Origin of the sequence: Desulforamulus aquiferis (assembly GCF_030577015.1) — a bacterium.
Classification (GTDB): Bacteria; Bacillota; Desulfotomaculia; order Desulfotomaculales; family Desulfotomaculaceae; genus Desulfotomaculum; species Desulfotomaculum aquiferis.
Genome location: NZ_JARPTC010000022.1, coordinates 38,465 through 62,481, shown reverse-complemented (window position 1 = coordinate 62,481; position 24,017 = coordinate 38,465). Strand labels below are relative to the sequence as shown.

Below are 24,017 nucleotides of genomic sequence, written 5' to 3'. Positions count from 1 at the left end.
TATCACAGGAAAAAACTACCTAACAACTTTTTTGCCTTTCTCCATAAATAACTATGGCAGGAGTAAAAGTAAGTTAGGTAGTATATAGTCCATATAAGGTCTTTCATGGAGGTGCCTAAATGAGTATTAATGACGCTAGAATTGAAACTAACCGATTACGTCGACGCTGTCTTATGACAGAATTAGATTTTTGTACTACCTCGGGGGACATTCCCCCATTAAATGATTTTATTGGACAGGCAAGGGCCGTTAGAGCTATGCATTTTGGACTTAATATGAAGGCACCTGGCTATAATATTTTTGTTGCCGGTCCCCCTGGTACAGGTAAAACCACCTATACACAGACCGCGGTGGCACAAATGGCTGCCAAAAGGACTGACAGGCCGGAAGATTGGTGTATTCTGCATAACTTTAATAATCCTGATGTTCCACTGGCTGTTAACCTGTTGCCTGGGGATGGAATGAAGTTTCAAAGGGATATGCTTAAATTGGTAAATGATATTAAAGGAAACGTTCCCAAAGTAGTTGAAGATAAGGAGCACAGTCAAAAGAAAGATGAAGTTTTTCAGGAAATTCAACAGGAATTAGATAAAGCCATTAAACAACTCAAAGAGGATGCCAGAGAATCACAATTTATGATGAAAACATCTGAGGAAGGGATCTTCTTTATTCCCTTAAAAGAAGGGAAACCCATGTCCCAGGAACAGTTCCAGTCCCTGCCCTCGGAAGAAAAACAAATATTAGAGAACAAACTACAAGAATTACAGAAACGAACTGAAGAAATAGGACATAGTGGCCGGCTAATGGAGGAACAGGCAGAGAAGGTTATCCATAACCTTGATAGACAGATGATCTTGGAAAAGGTATTGCCCCTGATACAGCAGATAAAGGGAAAATACGATTCATACCCTAAATTGATGTCCTATCTAGACTCCCTAACGGAAGATTTAACCCAAAACATTAACTCGCTGGTTGAGAGAAAAGTACAGGCCCATGAAGGTCCCGGTGATATTTTAAGAAATTATACTGTTAATTTATTAATTAATCATGGGGAAGCTAAGGGTGTGCCAATGGTTGCTGAGGCTAATCCCAGTTACTATAATCTCTTTGGTAAAGTGGAATATAGAAGTCAAATGGGTACTGTAAATACTCACTTTACCATGATTAAACCAGGTGCTTTACATAGGGCAAATGGGGGTTACCTCATACTTCAAGGGAAGGATTTACTGGCAGATCCCCATTCCTGGGAGACCCTAAAGAAATCCTTAAAGAATAAGCAAATAATTATTGAGAACATTGGTGAGAATTTTAAATCTGTACCTACCATTAGCCTTAAACCTGAGCCAATCCCCCTAGATGTAAAGGTTATATTAGTGGGCTCCCAGCAAATTTACCATCTTCTGCAGCAGGTAGATGAAGATTTTGCCAAAATGTTTAAAGTTATGGTGGATTTCGAAGTAGTTATGCCCCGGACAGAAGATAATTTAAAAAATTATGTTGCCTTTGTGGGTTCCGTTTGTCGACGGGAAGGGCTGCCACATTTTGACAAAACAGGTCTTGCGGAAATAATTGAATACGGCTCCCGCTTAGCGGGTAATCAAAACAAACTCTCAACCCAGTTTAATGAAGTGGTAGAGGTAATATTCGAATCCGCCGCCTGGACCCAGTCAGCAGGAGCAGAGATGATTTCAGCGGAGTATGTGCGTCAGGCTATTAACGAAAAGGCTTACCGCTCAAGGCGGGTTGAAGAGCGCATGCAGGAACTGATTCTCCGGGGGAAGATTCTCGTAGATACAGAGGGTAGTGTTATAGGGCAGGTTAATGGGCTGGCAGTCCTTGATCTAGGGACCTATTCCTTTGGAAAACCCTCAAGAATAACAGCTAAAACCTTTATGGGCCAGGAAGGCCTGGTCAATATTGAAACCGAAACTGAAATGAGCGGGAGTATTCACTCCAAGGGAGTTCTTACCCTAACCGGTTACCTAGGATCCATGTTTGCCCAGGATAAGCCCCTGTGTTTTAATGCCAGGGTAACCTTTGAGCAGCTATACGAAGGGGTAGAAGGGGACAGTGCCTCCAGTGCAGAGCTTTATGCTCTAATTTCCAGTCTGGCGGAAGTCCCAATTAACCAAGCCCTGGCAGTTACCGGCTCAGTTAACCAGAATGGAGAAATCCAACCCATAGGCGGAGTTACTGAGAAAGTTGAAGGCTTCTTTGGGGTTTGCCAAGCCAGGGGCCTCACAGGTGAACAGGGTGTAATTATTCCAGCCCAAAACATTGATAATCTGATGTTAAATCAAGAGGTGGTCCAAGCTGTGGAAAAGGGACTGTTTCATATTTATGGAATAACCAGGGTCGAGCAAGGAGTTGAAATACTAACCCAAATCACCGCAGGTGAAATGGATAATGAAGGAAACTACCCGGAGGGTACAGTATTTGACTTAGTTAACCGCAAATTAACCGCCTATGCCCAGGGACTAGCTGGCTTCTACAAATAGTAGTAATGATACAGGGGATAGTTCTTGGACTTTTTCAAAAAAAGTGAGTCAAGAACTGTCCCTGGTTCCTGACTCACTGGTTGTTTTGTTTATCTTAGCATGTGGAAGACTTGTTCTACATCCTTATCTCCGCGTCCGGAAATGTTTACGACGATGATTTTATCTTGGCTGAGCTGGGGGGCTAATTTAATGGCCTGGGCAACGGCGTGGGCACTTTCCAAGGCAGGAATTATTCCTTCCTGGCGGGATAGTTCCTGGAAGGCAGCCAGGGCTTCGTGATCATCTATGGCCACATATTCAGCCCTGCCGCTGGCCTTTAAATAACTGTGCTCAGGTCCTACCCCCGGGTAGTCAAGGCCTGCAGAAATTGAGTGGGTGGCTAAAGGCTCGCCGCTCTCATCCTGCATTACATAGCATTTAAAGCCGTGCAAGATTCCAGGTTTTCCTGCACATAGGGGTGCTGCGTGCTGACCTGTGGCAAGACCTTTACCACCGGGTTCTACACCAATAATGGAAACTTCTTTATCCTCAAGGAAGGGGAAAAATAGACCAATGGCATTACTGCCCCCACCAACACAAGCAATCAGGTAATCGGGGAGACGGCCTTCCTTTTGCATAATCTGCTTTTTAGCTTCACTGCCAATGATTGATTGAAAGTGTCTTACGATCAAAGGGTAGGGGTGTGGCCCCACTGCAGATCCAAGCATATAATAGGTATTAGCTGCATTGGCCACCAAATCCTGTAAGGCCACATCTACAGCATCCTTTAGAGTCCTGGTCCCAGTGGTAACGGGGACGACTTTGGCTCCAAGGAGTTCCATTCTAAATACATTAAGTGCCTGGCGCTTTGTATCTTCTTCACCCATATAAATTACACATTCCATGTTGAACATTGCACAGGCTGTTGCGGTGGCAACCCCATGTTGTCCGGCGCCTGTTTCGGCAATTACTCTCTTAACACCCATTCTTTTAGCCAACAATACCTGGCCTAATACGTTATTGATTTTATGGGAACCGGTATGGTTTAGATCTTCCCTCTTTAAATAAATTTTCGCACCGCCCAATTTATTAGATAACCGTTGGGCAAAATATAATGGATTGGGGCGGCCTACATACTCCTGCAAATAGTAATTTAACTCATTGATAAAATCCGGCTCATCTTTATATTTCAGAAATGCGGATTCAAGGTCATCTAATACTCCCTTAAGTGCGTCAGGAACGAAAGCACCACCAAATTCGCCGAAATAACCCTTAGTACTCATCTCATCTACTCCTCTTCTTTTTTTGAAAACTAAACTACAACTGACGAAAACTATTCAACATTTTAAACAAACTAAGAGGATTGTAACATAATTGACACAAAAATTTCAATGAATTGTTGTCTATAGGGAAATCTTCTTTATTGATTTGGGAAGTCTAACCATGTAATATGTAAGAAGATGGCTAAAAATGGAAATATTACACGCACATGGAGGTATAAATCTTGAGATCATGTACTTCGGTAATCCAGGCTATCGGAAATACTCCATTAATTGAGTTAGGACGCGTAGGTAAAGACTTACCCGCTAAAATCTTTGCTAAAGCAGAATTTATGAACCCAGGCGGCAGCATGAAGGATAGAATTGCCTTGAGAATGATTGAGGATGCTGAGCAAGCGGGAAGGTTAAAGCCTGGCGATACAGTATTGGAGGAAACCAGTGGTAATACAGGGATAGGGCTAGCCATTGTCTGTGCCATTAAAGGATATAGGTTTGTGGCCGTGATGTCTGAAGGCAACAGCCCGGAACGTCGTCAAATTTTACGGGCCCTAGGGGCTAAAGTAGAACTTGTTCCCCAAGGTGAAGGGGGAAAGCCTGGGCAGGTCACAGGTAAGGATCTTGAATTGGTTGAGCAAAGGGCCAAGGAATTGGAGAAACAACTCAATGCTTTTTGGATCAATCAGTTTCACAATCCCAGTAATTGTTTAGGACACTATAGCACCACCGCCCAGGAAATATGGGAGCAAATGGAAGGAAAGATTGATTACTTCCTTGATGTGGTGGGAACCTCAGGAACCTTTACAGGAATAGCCACTGCCCTTAAGGAAAAGGACCCCAATATAAAGTGCTGGGTAGTTGAACCAGCATCTGCTCCGGTATTGGCAGGAAAGCCGGTAACAGATCCTAAGCACGTACTTCAGGGCTCAAGTTATGGTAAGGTTCCTGAACTTTGGCAGCCGGAGTTATGTGACGGATATATAACTGTGACTGATGGTGAAGCAATTAGGGCTGCACGCAGGCTGGCCACGGAGGAAGGGCTTTTGGTGGGGTATACTGCCGGAGGTAATGTAGCGGCTGCAATAAGGATGGCAGGATGGTGTGATCCAGGTACCAGAATAGCTACAATTCTCTGTGATAGTGGCATGAAATATTTGAGTACAGATTTATTTAAGTAATATTGTATAATGCAATAAATAAACATAATGAACTTTTGGGAGGGACTGGAAATGAACGAAATAAAACTATCTATTGAGTACTGCACTTCTTGAGGTTATTTACCCAAAGCGGCCAGTTTGGCCGAAACCCTGTTAAGGGCCTACCGCAATAGAATTTCTTCCTTTGAGCTTATTCCATCCAGTGGGGGAGTATTTGAGGTTAGGCTAAATGGTGAACTTATTTACTCAAAAAAGGAAATTGGTCGTTTTCCTGAAAAGATGGATATCATGAACAAATTAACAATTTAGTGTGTAACAAAAGGTCCTGGCAAAAAGCCAGGATCTCTGATTATTAAAAAGCTACAACTGGGTTTTAATAATCCCGAGCAGCGACATTCGGAGCAGTGGAAACAGCGCTTCGCGAAGCTGAGGATGCGAAAATGGGTGAGCGGACATGGACGTCCGCTCAAGCCTGAGGTAAACACGATGTTTACTCGAAGGCGGCCCATTTTCGCCCGAAGCAAGCGATTAGCGCTGTCCACTGCGGAGAGGGGAGTCGTGAGGGATTATTAAAACCCGAATATAGGTAGTTTCTCAGCAATCTGAGGTCCTGGCCAAAACCAGGACCTTTATTTATCCCGGGTATTTAGAGTCAGGTCAACATATTTGTCTGCCGCAACTGCCCGTTCAATCATCTCCTGGGTAACAACATCCCCTGATTGGGCAATTATATTACCATCCTCCGCAAGGATATCCGTTAGTACTAACCGGCCAACCAGGTAAGGTTTTGGCTTTGAAAAAGGGACAAGTTCTTTCACTTCAAGGGGGTTAAACCTGGATCCATAAGCCTTTTCTAGCTTAGTAACAACCTGAAGGGGAGCTATTTGATCAGGGGTGGTATTGGAGATAGATGACTCAAACTCATCATCAACAATTAGCAGATCCTTGCCAAAGTTAATAATAAGATTATTTGGGATAAAACCAGATTTTTTATTATCACTAATCCACCTGCATTCAGTAATCTTGCCGGAATTTTCGTCAATCAATATCTCATCAATTACACCGCTAAATCTGCCGCTGCGGGTCATCACCTTAGCCCCAACTACATTGACTCCATTATATAGCAGCCCTAAGGCATGTGGGTCGGAAGAAATATTTTTAACCTTTGCAGATGTTTCAACTGTTAAAGCATCTTGGCCAAAGCCAGCCACATCATTAAAAGCAACCAATCTATATTCAAGAAATTTTATTTCAGGCTCAATTACCAAGAAATCGATCATGCCACTGTCAGGATTTATCAACAAATCTGCAACTTTGCCCAGGAAGGCAACTTCTACAATGCTAAAAACTTCTAAGCCTGTAATCTGTCCCTTATATTTCATGCCAATACCCCTTTCACCCAAATAGGGCATGGTTTTTATAATACGTGATTTTATAAAATAATCCTGCGAGTAACACAAACATATTAATCGCCAACTTTATTTTTTATAATGCATAGCTTGTATATGTTCTTTGGCAAACTAGAAACGTATTAGTTTTTTGAAAAATAATAAAACATCATATAAAAACTTTTCCATTAAGAACTAAAGTATTGGAGGGGACGCCGTGTATTATTTTCGCACCATTACTGTAAGCCCAACCCTGCCTGACCGAATTGGAAGATTAAAGGAACTGTCATGTAACCTTTGGTTTAGCTGGAACCCCGAGGCCATTGAGTTATTCCAACGTATTAATAAAGACAAGTGGAAGGAGCTAAATCATAATCCGGTTAAACTGCTTTTGGAAGTAAATTCCCAAGAACTTGAAGGCGTGGCCAGTGACCCGGAGTATACTGCCCTCTATGATAAGGTTATAGCTGAAATGGATCAATATATGAAGGCTGATACCTGGTTTAATAATAAGTATCCAAATTTGTCAAATAGGGTAGTTGCTTATTTTTCTGCTGAGTTTGGCCTACACGAATCATTACCTATCTACTCCGGCGGGTTAGGAGTATTAGCAGGCGATCATTGTAAAGCCGCCAGCGATATTGGAGTTCCCTTAGTGGGGATCGGACTCCTTTATAAACAAGGGTATTTTACCCAGCATATAAACCGGGCAGGTTGGCAGGAGGCCCATTATCCCTTTCAAAATTATAACGAAATGCCTGTCAAGCCGTCCTTGAATGCAGAAGGAAAAGAGATCATCGTTGGAGTAGATTTGCCTGGTAAAACCGTATACCTTAAGGTATGGGAAGTTCAAGTTGGACGCATCAAGCTTTATTTAATGGATGCTGACATTACTTTAAACAAAACAAATGATCGGCAGCTAACGGCCCAGCTTTATGGAGGAGATCGGGATACACGGATTTCCCAGGAGATAATTCTAGGAATTGGAGGAGTAAAAGCCCTGAGACAACTGGGTATTAATCCGGCGGCTTGGCACATAAACGAAGGGCATGCGGCCTTTTTGTGTATAGAAAGGCTTAAGGAATTGGTGCAGTCTGGAGTACCTTTGGCAACTGCCAAAGAGGCTGTCAGAGCCAGTACAGTATTTACCACCCATACTCCGGTACCGGCAGGGCACGACGTTTTTGATACAGACAAGGTAAATTACTACCTTAACAGCTATTATGAACCCCTTGGTTTAGATAGGGAGGGGTTTATGAATTTGGGTTGGGACCCAAAACGACAGTCCTTTAATATGACTATTTTAGCCATGAATCTGGCCGCCTACTGCAACGGGGTAAGTAAACTGCACGGGGAAGTAACCAGAAAAATGTTTCACTACCTCTATCAAAGTATTCCGGTAGAGGAAGTACCGGTATTTTCAGTTACTAATGGCATCCACACCACCACATGGTTGGCCAAAGAAATCAGGGACTTGTTTGATTCATATTTAGGCCATCATTGGAGTGCAGATGTTAGTAATAAAAATACCTGGGAGTCAATAGATAAAATTCCCGATGAAAAGATATGGTCAACTCACCTAGATTTAAAGAAAAAAGCTATTAATTTTGTCCGGGGGATATTGCGTAATCAAAAGAACCGTAACCAAGAGTCTGCAGAGGAAATACGTGCTATAGAAGAGTATTTAAATCCGGAGGCCTTTACTATCGGTTTTGCCCGTAGATTTGCAACCTATAAAAGGGCTACTCTCCTTATGAGGGACCGGGAAAGATTAGCCAGGCTATTTTCTGACCCGGAACGTCCTATTCAAATTATTTTTGCTGGTAAAGCCCATCCAGCGGATCGCTCAGGCCAAGAGCTAATAAAACAGATTTTTGACTTATCCCGGGAAGAACCCTTTAAAGGTAAAATCATCTTTATTGAGAATTATGATATGAATGTGGCAAGGCATCTGGTACAGGGTGTAGATATGTGGCTCAATACACCCCGCTGGCCCATGGAAGCCAGTGGAACCAGCGGCATGAAAGCTGCTGCTAACGGTGTTATAAATTGTAGCGTGCTAGACGGTTGGTGGCCCGAGGCTTACAATAGGCAAAACGGCTTTTCCATTGGGGAGGAAACTGGTTATCGCACTGAGGAAGAACAGGATAGGGATGACGCCTACCACTTGTACTCAATCCTTGAAAATCAAATAATTCCAGCTTACTATAATAAATCCGATGGTTATCCCAGGGAATGGATAGGCATCATGAAAAACTGTATTAAAACAATAACACCTCAGTTTAGCACTGAGCGGATGGTAAAAGAATATACTGACCGTTTTTACAGCCAAGTGGCCAATCGAGGTGAGCAGTTTTCTGTAAATAATTTTCAGGTGGCCAGCCAACTACAGGATTATAAAAGGTTTATTAAGGATAATTGGCATTATGTAACGGTTAAATCTGTTGATGCTAATATTGATAAGAATATTAAAGTAGGGGAGACCTTGGATTTGGCGGCAAGTGTTTACCTGGGACCTATTCCGCCTAAGGATGTGGTGGTGGAAGTTGTGCATGGTTGTGAAGGAGATCATGCTCTAACTGAAATTAAAACCATTCCCCTTGATGTGCATGAAAAGTTTAGTGAAGGGGCCTATAATTACCGGGGGGGCTTTAAGCTTGACCAAGGAACCTGTGGCTTTACCGTAAGGGTAAGACCGGAAAATCCCTATTTAGCAACCAGATTTGAACTGCCCCTGGCAAGCTGGGCCAATAATTTTTAAAAGTTAAATTACAAGCTCCCTGGTCAGTGACCAGGGAGCTTGTAATTTAATCCTAACATTATCAAGGAATTTTTCTTTTTGGAAGGTAATATTTTAGAAATTGTCGAAACAATTTCTAATAAAATATCCGGAGAGGACTTTAGTATGCCTAAAATTAAGTATGATGAAGAAAACACCATATTTGCACTGGATATTGGCACAAGAACTGTAATCGGATTGGTTGGTTTGGTTCAAGAAGGTAGTATTAAGGTTTTACACCAGGCTATGGTGGAGCATCAAAGCAGAGCCATGTTAGACGGACAAATTCATGATATACCTAAAGTGGCCTCTGCTGTGGAAAAGGTTATAGCTGAATTAGAAAAAAAACTTAAATATAAAGTCAAAAGGGTAGCCATAGCAGCTGCCGGTAGATCCCTTAAGACTATCAAGTGCAGAGTAGACCAAGAGATACCAGATGCAGTTGAAATCGAGCCATTAATGATTAATACCCTTGAATTAACCGGGGTTCAGATGGCCCAGAGAATATTAGAACAAGAAGCCGAGCAAAGGGATAGTGAAAATTTCTATTGTGTAGGTCATAGTGTGATATCCTACTATTTAAATAATTATCCCATTGGGAATCTTGTGGGTCATCGGGGGAAAAACATTGCCGCCGATGTATTGGCTACTTTTTTACCTGCCTCAGTGGTAAATAGCTTGTATGCAGTGCTGGCCAGGGTTAACCTTGAGCCCCTATATTTAACATTAGAACCCATAGCAGCCTGTGAAGTGGTAATTCCCGAACAACTGAGACTTTTAAACCTGGCCCTGGTAGATATAGGGGCAGGCACATCCGACATTGCAATTACAAGTGACGGCTCTGTGAAAGCCTATGGTATGGTACCAACGGCTGGGGATGAAATAACTGAAATATTAATGGAAAACCTTATGGTTGACTTTATGACTGCAGAGCAAATTAAGAGGAGTATTAATTCCCAGGACAAAATAGACTACCAAGATGTACTGGGCCTGTCAATGACGATCAATAAAGAACATCTGCTTAATCTTTTGAGCCCTTCTATTAACAAGCTTGCCGAAGAAATAGCAGCCAATATAGTTACACTTAACGGGGGAGCAGCCCCAAAATCGGTAATGTGTGTAGGTGGTGGTTCACAGGTTCCTGATTTAACTAATAAGCTTGCAAATAAACTGGGATTGGCGCCCCAGCGGGTAGTCATTAGAGAGAGGTCCAACATTACTAATCTTACTGATGTAAAGAAAAATGTTTTGAGTGGACCTGAAGGAGTTACTGTGGTGGGAATTGCAGCAGTAGCTGCCAAGAAATTAGGCCGAAACTTTATAACAGTAACGGTGAATGAGAAATCTTTTACTTTATTTAATACAAGGCAGCTTAATGTGATCAATGCCTTAGCCTTTATTGAACTGAGCCCCAGGGAACTATTGGGGCAGAATGGTAAAGACATTAGGTTTACTCTAAATGGCAAGTCCCGAACTGTATATGGAGAAATGTCTAAACCTGCAGAAATAACAGTGAATAATAAACCGGCAAACTTACAGACACCTATATCCGACGGGGATATTATAAAGGTAGTTGAGTCTGTTAATGGAAAAGATGCCGTTGCTAAGGTGGCCGACTTTTTCAGTGAGATTTTTGGGGATATAACCAAATTGAATGTTAATGAAGTGGAATGTACCCTTAATGGGAATAGAGTTAATGGCGAACAACTTATAAAATTCGGGGATGTACTTGAATTAAACTTAAATGAAGTGCAGAAGCTTAAAAAAGATATCGGGACCAGTGGAAAAACAATTGAAAAGGCCCCTGGGAAAGATAATAAAATTCAGGTCACTGTAAATGGACAAAGGATAGAAATGAGCGGTGGTAAAGAATATATATTAATAGACATCTTTAACTACTTTAACATTGATTTAGCTAATTTTACAGGGAATTTTGAACTGAAACATAATGGGGAAAAGGCTGAATATACTGATGTGCTCCGGGATGGGGATAATATTGAGATTATATGGTAAGGTTTAAAGAGTGGTAAAACCAAGGCTGATAAAGAAGAGGAATACACCATGCTAAAAAAGGTAATTGTAGATGCAGATGCATGCCCAAAAAGTGTTTTGGCTAGTGCACAAAAGATTTGTCTGCAGGTTGGCCTGGAATTATGGACGGTAGCCAGCTTTAATCATAATATTTCTTCTGCAAACCATATAACGGTGGGAAATGCTTCCCAGGAGGCAGATATTCAGGTAATGAACTTAACCAAAAGGGGCGATATTGTAATAACCCAGGACTGGGGTCTTGCTGCTATGGTATTGTCCAAAGGTGCTGGGGCAATTTCACCCTGGGGAAAGATATTTAAAGAAGAAACCATAGACTTTATGCTGGAAGAAAGGGAAGCTAAGGCAAAATTTCGTAGAACTGGTGGCAGGACCAAAGGTCCTCGTAAACGGTCTGCCGAGGATGACCATCATTTTGAGTCGCAACTTAGAAAACTAATAAAAGAGATAGTTACTCATACTTAATAAGTTAAAGGGTATTATTGTTATTTGGTAGTATAATTATTAAAATTTGCCTGATAAATTTGATTAAGCAGGTATAGAAATTCTAAAACATCTATGCTAAGATTATTCTGAAAAATAAAAAGATACTAAAACAAAATTTTCAATTATTGAAGGTTTTGATATATTTATGTCGAAATCTTTGTTAGATTGTAAAAAATTAAGAAAATTGGGCAACGGTTGGGTCATACCACCATGCCGTCAGACAAATGGTTCCCTCCAACAAGTTGCCATAATTTTTTGATAAGATAGCAATAACTTTAATAAGTAGGGGGTAATGTTATGGTAAAGGCACAGGCTATGGAAGCATTAACCAAGGCATTGGGCAAAGAAAACGTAATAACTGAGGCAGAGGATTTGCTTTGCTATTCCTTTGATGCAACTGCGGATATGCCCAGTCAAGTCCCTGATGTAGTGGTAGTTCCCCAAAATATTAACCAAGTAGTTGAAGTAATTAAGGTTGCCAGGGAGTTTAAGCTGCCTATTTACCCCAGGGGTTCTGGGACCAACTTAAGCGGCGGAACCATTCCCCTTCAGGGTGGCATTGTCCTATCAATGAAGGGTATGGATAAAATTGTTGAAATTGATGCGGATAATCTTGTGGCAGTAGTTCAACCGGGAGTTATTATACAGGATCTTAATAATGCTGTAGCACCCTTTGGCCTAATTTATCCTCCTGACCCAGGCACTGTGGCCACCGCCACCATGGGAGGCAGTGTATCTGAGTGTTCCGGTGGTTTAAGGGGATTAAAATACGGAGTTACCAAGCATTATGTTATGGGTGTGGAAGTTGTTATGGCAGATGGAACTGTTGTCCGCTTTGGTGGCAAAACAGTTAAAAATGTAACTGCCTATGATATGGTTAAACTGTTCACCGGAGCAGAAGGTACCCTTGGTGTTATTACTGAAATTACCGTTAAGCTGATCCCGGCACCAGAGGCCAAAAAGGCTATGCTGGCCACCTTTGAGAGCTTGGCCGATGCTGGAAACGCTGTAACTGAAATCGTACGCAGTAAAGTAATTCCTGCTACCATGGAAATTATGGATAATGTAACCATACGTACCGTAGAGAACTTTGCCAAGATTGGTTTACCTACCGATGCTGAGGCACTGTTATTAATTGAAGTAGACGGCATTCCTGAAGTTGTGGAACGTGAAGCTGCAACTGTAATTAAGGTTGTGGAGAAGAATAAAGGTAAAATCAAGGTTGCTAAGGATGATAAGGAGCGGGATGGTCTATGGGCTGCACGCCGTTCGGCACTACCTGCCCTGGCCCAGGTTAAGCCCACCACGGTATTAGAGGATGCCACTGTGCCACGGAGCAGGCTGACCGATATGCTGGTTGCCCTTCAGAATATTGCTAAGAAATATAATCTCCAGATTGGTACCTTTGGCCATGCCGGAGATGGTAACCTGCACCCAACCATCCTGACTGATGCCAGAGATACCGAGGAAATGAAGAGAGTTCACCAGGCCGTGGATGAAATTTTCAAAGTAGCCCTGGAATTGGGTGGAACCATTAGTGGTGAACATGGAATAGGTATTGCTAAGGCTAAGTATCTACCCCTGGAATTTGGTGAGCAGGGTGTTGATGTTATGCGTAAAGTCAAGCAAGCCCTTGACCCGGAGAATATTTTAAATCCCGGCAAAATGTTTAAATAGGGGGGGAACATATGGCTATTTACGACGGAATAAAAGAGATCGAGGAAGAATTGCTAAAATGCATGAAATGTGGTAATTGCCAGGCTGTATGCCCCATATATAAAGAAACCAAAGCGGAAGCAAGTGTTGCCAGGGGGAAGATTAGACTGGCAGAGGCTGTATTAAAGGGAGAGATTGGATATACACCAGGCATAGCCAAACGATTTGATCTTTGTTTAACCTGTGAGGCCTGTGCGGCAAACTGTCCCTGTGGCGTTAAGCCCCATAAGATTGTCCTGGCAGCTAGGGCAGAGTTAGCACGCCAAAAGGGTTTGCCCACAGCAAAAAAGGCAGCCTTTACCCTTTTAAGACATCCCAAACTGTTTGATCTAGGCCTTCGAATGGGTGGAACCTTCCAGGGATTGGTCTTTAGTAAGAAAGACAAGGGCATGAGCCCGCGTTTTCCCATAGGTATTGAGTCACGCAGGGTCTTACCTCCCCTGGCCGCCCAACCCCTAAAGTCCCTGGTTGAGGAGAGTAATAAGGTAAAGAACCCACGTATGAAGGTAGCCTTCTTTAGTGGTTGTGTGACTAACTATATCTATACTTCTGTGGGTCAAGCAGTGATTGATGTGCTAAACCGTGAAGGTGTTGAAGTATTTTTCCCTAAGGGTCAGCACTGTTGCGGTGCTCCTGCGGTAATTAACGGGGATGTTGAGACCGGCCGGGAGATGGCCAAATCCCACGTTGATTTATTCAGTAAAGAAAAGGTAGATGCTATAGTTACAGTTTGTGGAACCTGTGGGGAATCCTTCAAACATAGATATGCTGAGCTTCTGGAAAAGGAAGGAGCATACCATGAAAAGGCCAAAGCCCTAGGAGCTAAGACCTATGATATTTCCCAGTTTTTAGTGGATGTGTTAAAGGTAGACTTCTCCAAGTTGGCCAATGTTCCCATGAAAGTAACCTATCATGAGCCCTGCCATTTAGGTAGAGGAATGGGTGTAACTAAGCAACCGATGCAGATTTTGACCTCTATACCTGGATTGAACTATCAAGCAATGAAGGCACCCAACAGGTGCTGTGGTGGTGCAGGTTCCTTCAGCTTAACAAATTATCCAGTATCCTACCAAATCCTTGGCAAGAAGCTGGATGATATATCAGGGACAGGTGCCAATACCGTAATAACTGCCTGTGGCTCTTGTCGGATGCAGCTGGAAGATGGTTTGACCCAAGAAAAAATGGGGCAAAATGTAATGCACATTATAGAGCTTGTACAAAAGGCATATCAAAAATAGTAAGTATTTAGTATTGAAGGGTCTAAAAGCACAGCCGTTTAGATAGCGGCTGTGCTTAATTATTTTCCTACATAGGTCGACAAGATAACGGAAAAATAGATTTTTAGCAAGAAGGATGATTGTAATTTAAGTCGAATAAATAATGGTATTTTGCCTAACTTTCCGTCTCAAACCGGGGCTAGGCTGGATTAAATTTAGTTAGCCCATTTGGAATGGGAAGGGAAGGGGAAAGGTATATGCAGGTCAAAGAAGCAGTACTTTTATCAAGGGACATGGTAGCCGGGCAAGAACTTCAGAGGGGTTTAAAGGCTAGGCATTTGCAATTGATAGCCTTGGGGGGAATTATTGGCAGCGGATATTTTTTAGGTACAGGTTATGTAATAGATTCTGTTGGGCCGGCGGCATCTTTGGCCTACTTACTTGGCGGATTGATTGTACTTTGTGTTATGCTCTGTTTGGGAGAACTGGCTGTGGCGGTACCTATTTCCAGTTCCTTTGTAACCTACGCCAATGATTTTATCTCACCCTCCTGGGCTTGTGGTGTAGGATGGTCCTACTGGCTTACCTGGGTCACCTATGTTCCTGCGGAAATGATTGCGGCAGGAATTATAATGAATTTCTTTTTTCCCTCTGTCGGAACCCTATGGTGGGCCGTATTCTTTGGTTTAATCATCACCATCATTAATTTATCCTATGTTGGCACCTTTGGAGAAATGGAATTTTGGCTGGCTATTATAAAAATAATGGCCATAATCATGTTTGTCATTATGGCGGGGTTAATTTTCCTTGGAGTAATTGGTAAAGAAGGTTTTATGGGCAGCTCTGTTTTATTAGGTGAAGGTGGCTTTATACCTAAGGGTTCCTGGGCCATATTTTTAACCATGGTGATAATTCTGGTTAATTTCCAGGGTTCCGAGATAATTGGCCTGGCCGCTGGGGAGAGTAAAGAGCCGGAAAAAACAATCCCTGTGGCCATTAGAAATGTAACCTGGCGAATTGTCGCCCTGTATGTTATACCGGTATTTTTATTGGTATGCATTTATCCTTGGAACAAAGCAGGTCTGGAAGAGAGTGTCTTTGCTGCAGCCCTCAATCACCACGGCTTTCAATGGGCTGGAGGATTGTTTTCCTTTGTGGTGCTTACAGCGGCTATCTCATGCTCCAACTCCGGTCTCTATGGCTGCACCAGGGCTGTATACGCACTGGCCCGTGAAGGAATGGCTCCTGCCTGGTTGGGCAAACTTAACAAGAACAGTGTACCGCAAAATGCCACCATACTTTCAGTCTTAGGCTGCTGGGTGGGTGTTATAGCCTACACCTTTGACACAAGTGAAGTAATCTTTACCTACCTATTGGCATTATCCGGCTTCACCGGAGCCATTGCCTGGATCTCAATTTGCTGGTCCCAGCTCAATTTCCGCCGTAGACTTGAAAAATCCGGCTATGATATTAATAAGCTCAAATATCGCACTCCACTGTTTCCTTATTTGACTCACTTTGCCATATGGATACAGGTAGCCTGTCTGGCAGTAATAGCCCTGAACGAGGAATTGCGTGCATCCTTTTATATCGGTGTGCCCCTGTTGATGATTCCGATCATCTGGTATAAAGTATGGGGACACAAACTCAAACCCATGGATGTAAAAAGGGTTAAGTACGAGGATTTATTTAAGGTATGATAATAGACTAAATGAGTCAAAGAACCGCCCCTGTCTCGTTTTTCACTAGATAAATTATTTATTACTTGCTTAATAGGTCTCATAAATATAAGGGCTGTGACGAAGCATAAACCTTCATCATAGTCCTTTTTCTATTTTAGTGAAAACTACTTTATTTATTTGCCTAGAAGAGATAACATTACCTAAAAGGTTTCTAATTGGAGGTGACAAAATTGAACTGGCATGAGGCGATTTTAAGTATGATTGGCGGAGTGGGATTATTACTTTATGGTATGTCGTTACTAAAAGATAATCTCCAAAAAGTGGCGGGGAAAAAACTTCGTGAAGTATTACTGTTGGTTACCAAGAATAAGCTCATAGGCGTTGCTTTAGGGACCTCTATTACATTACTATTTCAGAGCAGCACAGCAACAATGGTATTATTAGTGGGATTAACAAGTGCCGGGATTATTACCCTAATAGAAACACTACCGGTTATTTTGGGCGCTGACATTGGCAGCACTGTTACAGCACAATTAATAGCGTTAAAGGCTACTGAATTGTCATTGCCAATAATATTTATCAGCTCCTTTGTTTTTCTTTTTTCTAAAACAACTAAGAGAAAACGATTTGCCTTAATATTTTTGGGATTTGGACTCCTCTTCTTAGGACTTAAACTGATGGCTGACACAATGCATCCACTAAAGAATGATCCTTCAGTCAGTGCCATGTTACTTAAAGTTAGTTCATATCCGGTTTTAGACATATTGATTGCTGCAGTTTTTACTTTTCTTATCGCCAGCAGTGCTGCAACAATAGGGATTATAATGTTGCTGGCCATGCAAAATCTTATACTCCTCGATGCGGCCATATATATGCTATTAGGGGCTAATATTGGAACAGCCTTTACCGCTATACTCTCTAGCTTAGGGTCGTCGAAAGAGGCACAGAGGGTCGCTATGGCTCACTTACTGTTTAAGGTTACAGGGGTATTGTTGTTCTTGCCATTCATTTCTCATATAGGTACCATGATGCAAATGATCACACAGTCAAGGGGATTTCAGGTTGCCAACACTCATACATTTTTCAATGTAATAATAGCGACTCTTTTTCTTCCCTTTACACGGCAATTTGCTAGACTACTCGAGGTTCTTGTTCCAGATAAAAGTACAGCCGGTGTTGATATGGCACCCAAATACCTGGATGAAACACTTTTATCCAGTCCTGATTTTGCTATAGGTATGGCAACAAGGGAAACCGTTAGAATTTCAGATCTCGTGTCAGAGATGATAAAGCCTATATATTCCCTTTTTGAATGTTACAGTCAAGATCATGCTGACAAGATATACGAAAAAGAGGATCGTGTTGACGTGCTATCCATAGCTACAATTAAATATCTCACCCAGTTATTAAGGCATAATCTTGTGAAAGAAGATTTTGGCAGGGCCATGGGCTTAGTAAACGTTATTCGTGAATACGAATTTATTGGGGATGTTGTGGAAAGAAACATCTTAAGTAAGGCAGAAAACATGAATATCAGAAATCTAGAATTTTCCGTCAGCGGGAGAGAAGAGATTAAGGCAATTCACGGAAAGGTGTTAGAACTTCTACAAATTGTTAATGTTGCCTTAGCTACGAATAATACCGCTCTAATGCAAAAAGGCAAAATATTATATGATGACATTATTGATTTAGAGTTTCGCTTAAGAATGAGCCATATAGCCAGGATGAAAAAGGGTGCTCCTGAGACAGAAAAGACCAGCTTTATCCATATGGATTTAATTAATTCTTATTTAAGGATAAGCGAACATTTAAATCAAATCATTTTAAACCTTAGACGAGAAATAACAGGTACATGGCATGAGGATGCAAATTTCCAAACAGTATAATAGAATGGAGAACCTCACAATGGGGTTCTCCATTTTAATCATTTATAACATTATCAAAGGAGAACAGTTACTAAAAGACTTTCAACTGGCTAGATTTCTTCAAGCTAAACTACCTGGGAAGGAGACTGATTGTCGTAGTTTCTAATAACGTTGCTGAGAAATTCCCTGGTGCGAGGGTGTTTCGGTGAAGAAAAGATTTGTTCCGGTACGCCTGTTTCAATGATCCTACCTTCATCCATAAATACCACTCTGTCGGCTACCTCCCTGGCAAAGCCCATTTCGTGGGTAACTACCAGCATGGTCATGCCTTCAGAGGCTAAATCTTTAATCACATTTAGTACCTCACCCACCAGTTCAGGATCTAAGGCACTGGTCGGTTCATCAAATAACATCACCTTAGGATTCATGGCTAAAGCCCTGGCAATGGCAACCCGCTGCTGTTGTCCGCCCGAAAGTTGGCTTGGGTAGCTGTTTGCCTTGTTGGCTAAGCCCACCTTTGAAAGAAGGTTTTCAGCTAGTCGTCGAGCTTCACCCTTTGCAACACCCAGTACGGTAACCGGGCCTTCCATCACATTACTTAATGCGGTCATGTGAGGGAAGAGGTTAAATCTTTGAAAAACCATACCGATTTGTCTTCTGAGCCTATATACTTCATTTCCTTTAACAGGGATTCTTTTGCCTCCGGGTAATTCCTTGAAGGCCACTGGTTGCCCGTCGAAGATTATATTACCATCATCAATGGCTTCTAGATGGTTGATGCAGCGTAAGAGGGTGCTCTTACCAGAACCACTGGGTCCTATAATGACAACAACCTCACCCTGCTGTACCTCCAAGTTTACTCCCTTTAATACCTGAAGCTGTCCGAAGGTTTTATTTACGTTCTGAGCCGTAATCATTGAAGTTACCCCCTATTCCCCGTCAGAAACTGCCAACCTTTTTTCCAGCCGGTTGAATATGGCAGTAAAGAAGGTAGTCATGATGAGGTACATTAAACCGGCAGTGACAAATATCTCTATTGGTCTAAAGGTTGCATTTTGTAGAAGGGTAGCCGCCCTTAGAAGTTCTGTCATACAGATAACGGAAACCAGGGCACTGTCTTTCATCAGGGTGATAAATTCATTACCCATGGGAGGTAACAGCCTGCGATAGGCCTGAGGCAGTATAACCCTGCGCATGGCCTGGGCATAGGACATACCCAGGGACATGGCTGCCTCCATTTGACCTCTGTCGATGGAAAGAATACCTGCCCGGATAATTTCGGCTATATAGGCACCACCGCAAACTGATAATCCAATGATGGCCACTGTAAATTCATCCAGTAGGATTCCTGCAAAGGCTAAACCATAGTAAAGAAACATTAATTGAAGGAGCAGGGGGATACCCCTGATTACCCAGGTGTATATTCCCCCTGCCCATCTAAGTACCTTAATACCAGATATTTTGGCCAGGGCGACAAACAAGCCTATAATGGTCCCAAAGACAATGGCAAAGAAAGTAAGTTTGATTGTCATAAATGCTCCCGTAAGTAAGTTTGGGAGTATTGTTAAGATAAAGTCAATGTCCAGGGGGCCTAAATGCATGACTCCACCAACCTTAGTAATTATTTATGCTATTCTGCTTGAGTAGTGATATCCTTTTGGAACCACTTCATGGAAATGGCTGTAAGGGTACCATCCTTTTGCATCTCTGCAAGTGCTTTATCAATTGCTTCTTTAAGTTCTGGATCAGATTTGCGAATACCAATGGCCATAGGCTCTTTTGTCAGTTGGTCACCAACCACCTCGAAGGTGTCAGCACGTTTTCCCAGGTAGTGTCCAGCAGTCATTGCATCACAAACAACCACGGGGATACGACCAACCTGCAGGTCGTTGAAAGCATCAGGATAGGTTTTGTATAGTTTTGTATCCTTAAGGCCCTCCATCTTTTTGACAGCCTCTTCTCCGGAACTGCCAGCCTGGGTGCCAACTACCTTATCCATTAAATCTTCTGCGGTATTAAAACCGGTGGTACCCTTTTTAACTACCATTACCAGGCCGTCGTTTACATAGGGGGTAGAGAAGTTGATGGATTCTTTTCTTTTCTCGGTTACGGTCATGCCGGAGAGGATAATATCAAATCTTTTGGAATCAAGGGCTAAAATTACTCCATCCCATTGGGTTGGCTGCCACTCAATTTTCACACCAAGACGTTTGCCAAGCTCTTCCCCCATGTCAATATCAAAGCCAATCAGGTTATTATTTTCATCCCTATAACCCATAGGAGCGAAGGTATCATCCAGACCTGCCACTAAAACACCCTTTTCCTGAATTAACTCCCAGGTGTTCTTTTCTCCTTGCTTAGCCGGTTCTGCTGCCTTCTCATTTTCAGTTCCACCGCCGCAGCCTGTTACCACCAGGGTGAGGGAGAGGATAAGTACTAACAGCCACAAACCTTTCTTTTTCATCTCACATTCTCCTTCATTTATGTATTAATTTAATATTACTCTATCATTTTAACTAACTAAAGTGTACAGGTCAATATATCAAAAATTGTACAGTTTTGTCGCAATTGACGATGAAAAAAGACAGACAGAGCCAAGGAATGGCTCTGTCTAAAATATTGTCACTTATTTGACTGTAGGCTTAAGGGAGCAAAACCTTCTTGACTGCTTCGCCGATTTGCCCTTTGCCTGTTACTTCTTGATGCAGTACAGGGCGCTGATCTAGGCCCCTAAGGCCCCTGGGCACCTGCCAGCCGGTAAAGGAGGCCAGATCATTTAGCAGTTCAAAATCTGTTTTTCCCAGGATAGCTTCACTGCCCATGATAGCCCTGGCAACACTTTCATTAAACTTGAAGGGGCTGGCGGTTGAGGCAATGACAGCCTTAGTAGTGTCGCCTGTGGAAGTCCGGTATTTTTCCAGTACGTTTACTGCCACAGCAGTATGGGTATCCATCAGGTAGTTATGTTGCTCCCAGACATCCTTAATGGTCTCAAGGGTCTCTCGATCATCTGCAAAATCAGACCAGAACACACTAGTGATTAATTCCATGGTTTCGGGATCTACTGTGTAAGCTCCCTCATCCTTTAATAAATTCATCCATTGTCTTATTTTTTCAGCATTTCGTCCTGTGATTTCGTAAAGTAACCTCTCCAGGTTGCTCGAAATTAAGATATCCATTGAAGGTGAGTTGGTTTTGAGAAAATCCCTATTTCGATTATAGGTTCCGGTTCTGATAAAGTCGGTTAATACATTATTTGCATTGGCTGCACAGATCAAGCGATTTATAGGCAAACCCATTACACGTGCATAATACCCGGCCAGGATATTGCCAAAGTTGCCAGTTGGGATAACAAAATTAATTCTTTCACCATCGTTAATAGCGCCTGTTTTTAGCAAATCTGCATAGGCAGAAAAATAATAGACTATTTGGGGCACCAGTCGTCCCCAGTTAATGGAGTTGGCGGAAGAAAGGCTTAAGCCCTCGCTGTTTAATTTTGCATTAAAGTCTTTATCACCAAAGACCTGTTTTACTCCACTTTGGGCATCATCAAAGTTGCCCTTGACAGCGATGACGCTTACATTCTTACCTTCCTGGGTAACCATTTGCATTCTTTGAACTTCGCTAACGCCTTCCTGGGGAAAGAAGACGATGATGCTTGTGCCTTTAACATCGGCAAAGCCGTCCAAGGCAGCTTTGCCGGTATCACCGGATGTAGCCACCAGTATAACGATTTGAGCCTTTTCGCTAGTTTTAGTTACTGCCCTTACCAGGAACTGAGGTAGTATTTGCAGGGCCATATCCTTAAAGGCGCAAGTTGGCCCATGCCATAGTTCCAATATAGATAGATCCGGGGTTAAAAGCTTCACTGGAGCAACATCCACCGAATCAAATTTACCTCCGCCATAGGCAGCCTCAACACATTCTAATAATTCCCCTTCGGTGAAATCAGTTAGATAAGGTTTAAGAATTGCTAAAGCTCTTCCGGTATAAGAAAGGGGTACTAAATCAAGAATCTCCTGCTGGCTTAGGGTTGTGTTCTTTTCAGGCACAAATAATCCACCGTCTGGTGCTATACCAAGCTTTATAGCCTCAGCAGAAGAGACAGCCGGCGAATTCCCCCGGGTACTTTCGTAATTCATTAAGTCGGCCTCCTAAACAGGTATGAGTAATTATAACTTACATTAAACAATAAAATTGCAGCTTAGTAAAGAAACAATGCAATTGTATACATTATGTACTGAAATCTTAATTAATTATTTACAAATTAACATAATTATGGAAGAATGCCGTAACACAATAAAAGATGTGGAATATTATGGTAGGGAAAACACATTTATATTTAAAGGAGGAACTAGTGTGAGCGAAGAGTGTAATTTTGGTTGCTCATTTAAAAAAGGCTCCCCCATAGACATCTGCGTTCCCGTGGTATTTGGTATTCACAGACAGGTGGGAAAGAATGCATTTAAGGATACCAACATTTTTGCATTTCCATCTAATATCTGCCGGGCAGAATGTGAGAATGTAGAAGTTATCAAAAGGTCTATAGCCTTTGAGTGCGACAAGGTACTTTTGTATGTGGACTATATAATTTCTTTAAAGATCTTCCCTAAGGTTGGTGCCCCCTACTGTAAGACTTTTCAATCCTGCTTTGTCAAGGAAATTAAGCATAGGGAGTTTTTCTCAACTCTTAAGTATGGGAAACATGTTTCCCTCGAAGACTTTCAGAAGGCACAGGGTTCCTGTGTAGAGGTAGAGCCTTGCGCATGCTTTATTAAAGTCTTTAATCAAAAAAAATTAGATCCTCGCTTAACTTTAATCGTAAATCTGGTTAAATTTAATGTTAGGGTTAAGCTCTTCCAGGAACGCGACGTTATAATAACTGGTGTAATGGGAGGGCCAGTTGTAAAGCTTTCTAAAGAAGATAAATGCGGCTTTATTTCTAAAGGAAATGGCATTATTAGGGATGAAGTTCAGGGCTTAGGAGTCGATGACAGTGAATTTGAGTTGGTGCAGAAGCTGGATGAGTATGTTGAGCAGGCAGTAGCGGAATTTGAAAGGGATTCAAGTTCTTTAGATGAAGAATAATTAATTGGGCGAGTGTGTTGCGGGACAATATATCCTTTTCTTATTCTGGGAGTTGCTTTGATATGCTCTCTTATGGTAATAGTTTAAAAGCTGTTAACCTAAGGGGGCATTTTACATAGGTGTAAGGGACTTGGTGCAAATCAAGTTTTTTCTTGGTTACTTCACGATTTCCTGTCACTATATTCCCAGGGTATAAATATTATGTAAAAGCAGATTTTGTAAGAAAATCACTATTTTGTAAATACCCACAGCAATAATTATTGTATTTACAAAATACTTTTGGGGGTGGTGATTATGGGTTTTATAGATGACATTGTAAAAATAGTTGATCAAGTTGTTGAAGAGAATTTAAACAATACATTAGATAACGGGGAACTTCCTCATACTGAGCCTAAGAAGGCAAAAGTTAAAAAAACTAAAAATAACACAAGTTTTTGTGATGGGGTTTTCGAATTGGGACCGGGAGAAGATAAAGAGTGGTTGGAGGAGTTTGACAATATAATCAATGAGGCAGGGGCAGAACCTAAAGCTCCAAAGAAGCCGATAAATATGGGATTTATGGAGAGCCTGTCAACTAAGCCTACAGCCATAGTTATTATTGCGGGACTACTTATCCTTGGCCTGGCTGCCGCAGGAGTTTCTACATTAGTAATGAGAAAACGTTCTACAAAGGTTAATATAATTACCACTTTACCAGTCAGCACTGATCCTGTTAAAGAAATTAATGAGACTGAAAAGCCTAAGGTTAAAAGTGGCTTTAAGCAGAGGGCGATATTACAGCCTTTATTTGCGTATCAGAAAGTATAAATACTTTCTGATACGCACAAGGGCAACTA

The 24,017-nt window shown here is 42.0% G+C and carries 18 protein-coding genes; 12 read left to right on the top strand and 6 right to left on the bottom strand.

Annotation, left to right across the window (positions count from 1 at the left end; all coding sequences use genetic code 11):
• Positions 1-119 precede the first annotated feature (119 nt).
• Positions 120-2,498: a Lon protease family protein gene (locus P6N53_RS15120; RefSeq protein WP_304544637.1), complete on the top strand. Its 2,379-nt coding sequence runs from the start codon at positions 120-122 to the stop codon at positions 2,496-2,498.
• 89 nt (positions 2,499-2,587) lie between these two features.
• Here the strand turns inward: P6N53_RS15120 and trpB are convergent, their stop codons facing one another.
• On the bottom strand, positions 2,588-3,760 hold the full coding sequence (gene trpB, locus P6N53_RS15115) for a tryptophan synthase subunit beta (protein ID WP_304544634.1): 1,173 nt from the start codon (positions 3,758-3,760) through the stop codon (positions 2,588-2,590).
• A 221-nt stretch (positions 3,761-3,981) separates the two neighbouring features.
• Here trpB and P6N53_RS15110 point away from each other — a divergent pair, with 221 nt between their 5' ends.
• Positions 3,982-4,932 (top strand): PLP-dependent cysteine synthase family protein, encoded by a 951-nt coding sequence (locus P6N53_RS15110; protein ID WP_304544632.1) that lies wholly within the window; start codon positions 3,982-3,984, stop codon positions 4,930-4,932.
• A gap of 51 nt (positions 4,933-4,983) precedes the next feature.
• A complete protein-coding gene (locus P6N53_RS15105; RefSeq protein ID WP_304544630.1) occupies positions 4,984-5,220 on the top strand; it encodes a SelT/SelW/SelH family (seleno)protein in 237 nt (78 codons plus the stop codon).
• Positions 5,221-5,540: 320 nt separating this feature from the next.
• Here P6N53_RS15105 and P6N53_RS15100 read toward each other — a convergent pair whose 3' ends face one another.
• The gene (locus P6N53_RS15100) at positions 5,541-6,293 is read right to left on the bottom strand and encodes a PRC-barrel domain-containing protein (RefSeq protein ID WP_304544628.1); all 753 of its coding nucleotides are present in this window, start codon (positions 6,291-6,293) and stop codon (positions 5,541-5,543) included.
• Between the two features lie 223 nt (positions 6,294-6,516).
• On the opposite strand from P6N53_RS15100, the gene glgP reads away from it, so the two are divergent.
• The 7 genes from glgP (at position 6,517) to P6N53_RS15065 (ending at position 18,114) form a co-directional block, all read left to right on the top strand.
• Positions 6,517-9,060, top strand: a complete 2,544-nt coding sequence (gene glgP, locus P6N53_RS15095; protein ID WP_304544627.1) for an alpha-glucan family phosphorylase — start codon at positions 6,517-6,519, stop codon at positions 9,058-9,060.
• Positions 9,061-9,204: 144 nt separating this feature from the next.
• Positions 9,205-11,091 carry a cell division protein FtsA gene (locus tag P6N53_RS15090; protein ID WP_304544626.1) on the top strand — a complete coding sequence of 629 codons (1,887 nt, stop codon included), beginning with the start codon at positions 9,205-9,207 and terminating at the stop codon, positions 11,089-11,091.
• 48 nt (positions 11,092-11,139) lie between these two features.
• Positions 11,140-11,592: a YaiI/YqxD family protein gene (locus P6N53_RS15085; RefSeq protein ID WP_304544625.1), complete on the top strand. Its 453-nt coding sequence runs from the start codon at positions 11,140-11,142 to the stop codon at positions 11,590-11,592.
• Positions 11,593-11,910: 318 nt separating this feature from the next.
• Complete coding sequence (locus P6N53_RS15080; protein WP_304544624.1) at positions 11,911-13,290, top strand: FAD-binding oxidoreductase; 1,380 nt, start codon at positions 11,911-11,913, stop codon at positions 13,288-13,290.
• An 11-nt stretch (positions 13,291-13,301) separates the two neighbouring features.
• Positions 13,302-14,567: a (Fe-S)-binding protein gene (locus P6N53_RS15075; RefSeq protein ID WP_304544622.1), complete on the top strand. Its 1,266-nt coding sequence runs from the start codon at positions 13,302-13,304 to the stop codon at positions 14,565-14,567.
• Between the two features lie 236 nt (positions 14,568-14,803).
• Entirely contained in the window at positions 14,804-16,246 is a 1,443-nt protein-coding gene (locus P6N53_RS15070; RefSeq protein WP_304544620.1) for an amino acid permease, read from the top strand.
• 212 nt (positions 16,247-16,458) lie between these two features.
• Positions 16,459-18,114, top strand: coding sequence for a Na/Pi cotransporter family protein (locus tag P6N53_RS15065; protein WP_304544618.1), 1,656 nt, complete (start codon positions 16,459-16,461; stop codon positions 18,112-18,114).
• 104 nt (positions 18,115-18,218) lie between these two features.
• On the opposite strand, the gene ehuA is transcribed toward P6N53_RS15065, so the two are convergent.
• From ehuA to thrC, 4 genes are all read right to left on the bottom strand, one after another.
• Positions 18,219-19,010: an ectoine/hydroxyectoine ABC transporter ATP-binding protein EhuA gene (gene ehuA / locus P6N53_RS15060; RefSeq protein WP_304544617.1), complete on the bottom strand. Its 792-nt coding sequence runs from the start codon at positions 19,008-19,010 to the stop codon at positions 18,219-18,221.
• Positions 19,011-19,022: 12 nt separating this feature from the next.
• A complete protein-coding gene (locus P6N53_RS15055) occupies positions 19,023-19,694 on the bottom strand; it encodes an amino acid ABC transporter permease (protein ID WP_304544616.1) in 672 nt (223 codons plus the stop codon).
• 29 nt (positions 19,695-19,723) lie between these two features.
• Positions 19,724-20,557: an amino acid ABC transporter substrate-binding protein gene (locus P6N53_RS15050; protein ID WP_304544615.1), complete on the bottom strand. Its 834-nt coding sequence runs from the start codon at positions 20,555-20,557 to the stop codon at positions 19,724-19,726.
• A 178-nt stretch (positions 20,558-20,735) separates the two neighbouring features.
• Entirely contained in the window at positions 20,736-22,235 is a 1,500-nt protein-coding gene (gene thrC / locus P6N53_RS15045; protein WP_304544614.1) for a threonine synthase, read from the bottom strand.
• Between the two features lie 217 nt (positions 22,236-22,452).
• Between thrC and P6N53_RS15040 the strand changes: the two genes are divergently transcribed.
• Together P6N53_RS15040 and P6N53_RS15035 are read left to right on the top strand one after the other, a co-directional pair.
• A complete protein-coding gene (locus P6N53_RS15040) occupies positions 22,453-23,181 on the top strand; it encodes a hypothetical protein (protein ID WP_304544613.1) in 729 nt (242 codons plus the stop codon).
• 294 nt (positions 23,182-23,475) lie between these two features.
• Positions 23,476-23,988 carry a hypothetical protein gene (locus P6N53_RS15035; RefSeq protein ID WP_304544611.1) on the top strand — a complete coding sequence of 171 codons (513 nt, stop codon included), beginning with the start codon at positions 23,476-23,478 and terminating at the stop codon, positions 23,986-23,988.
• Positions 23,989-24,017: the final 29 nt, after the last annotated feature.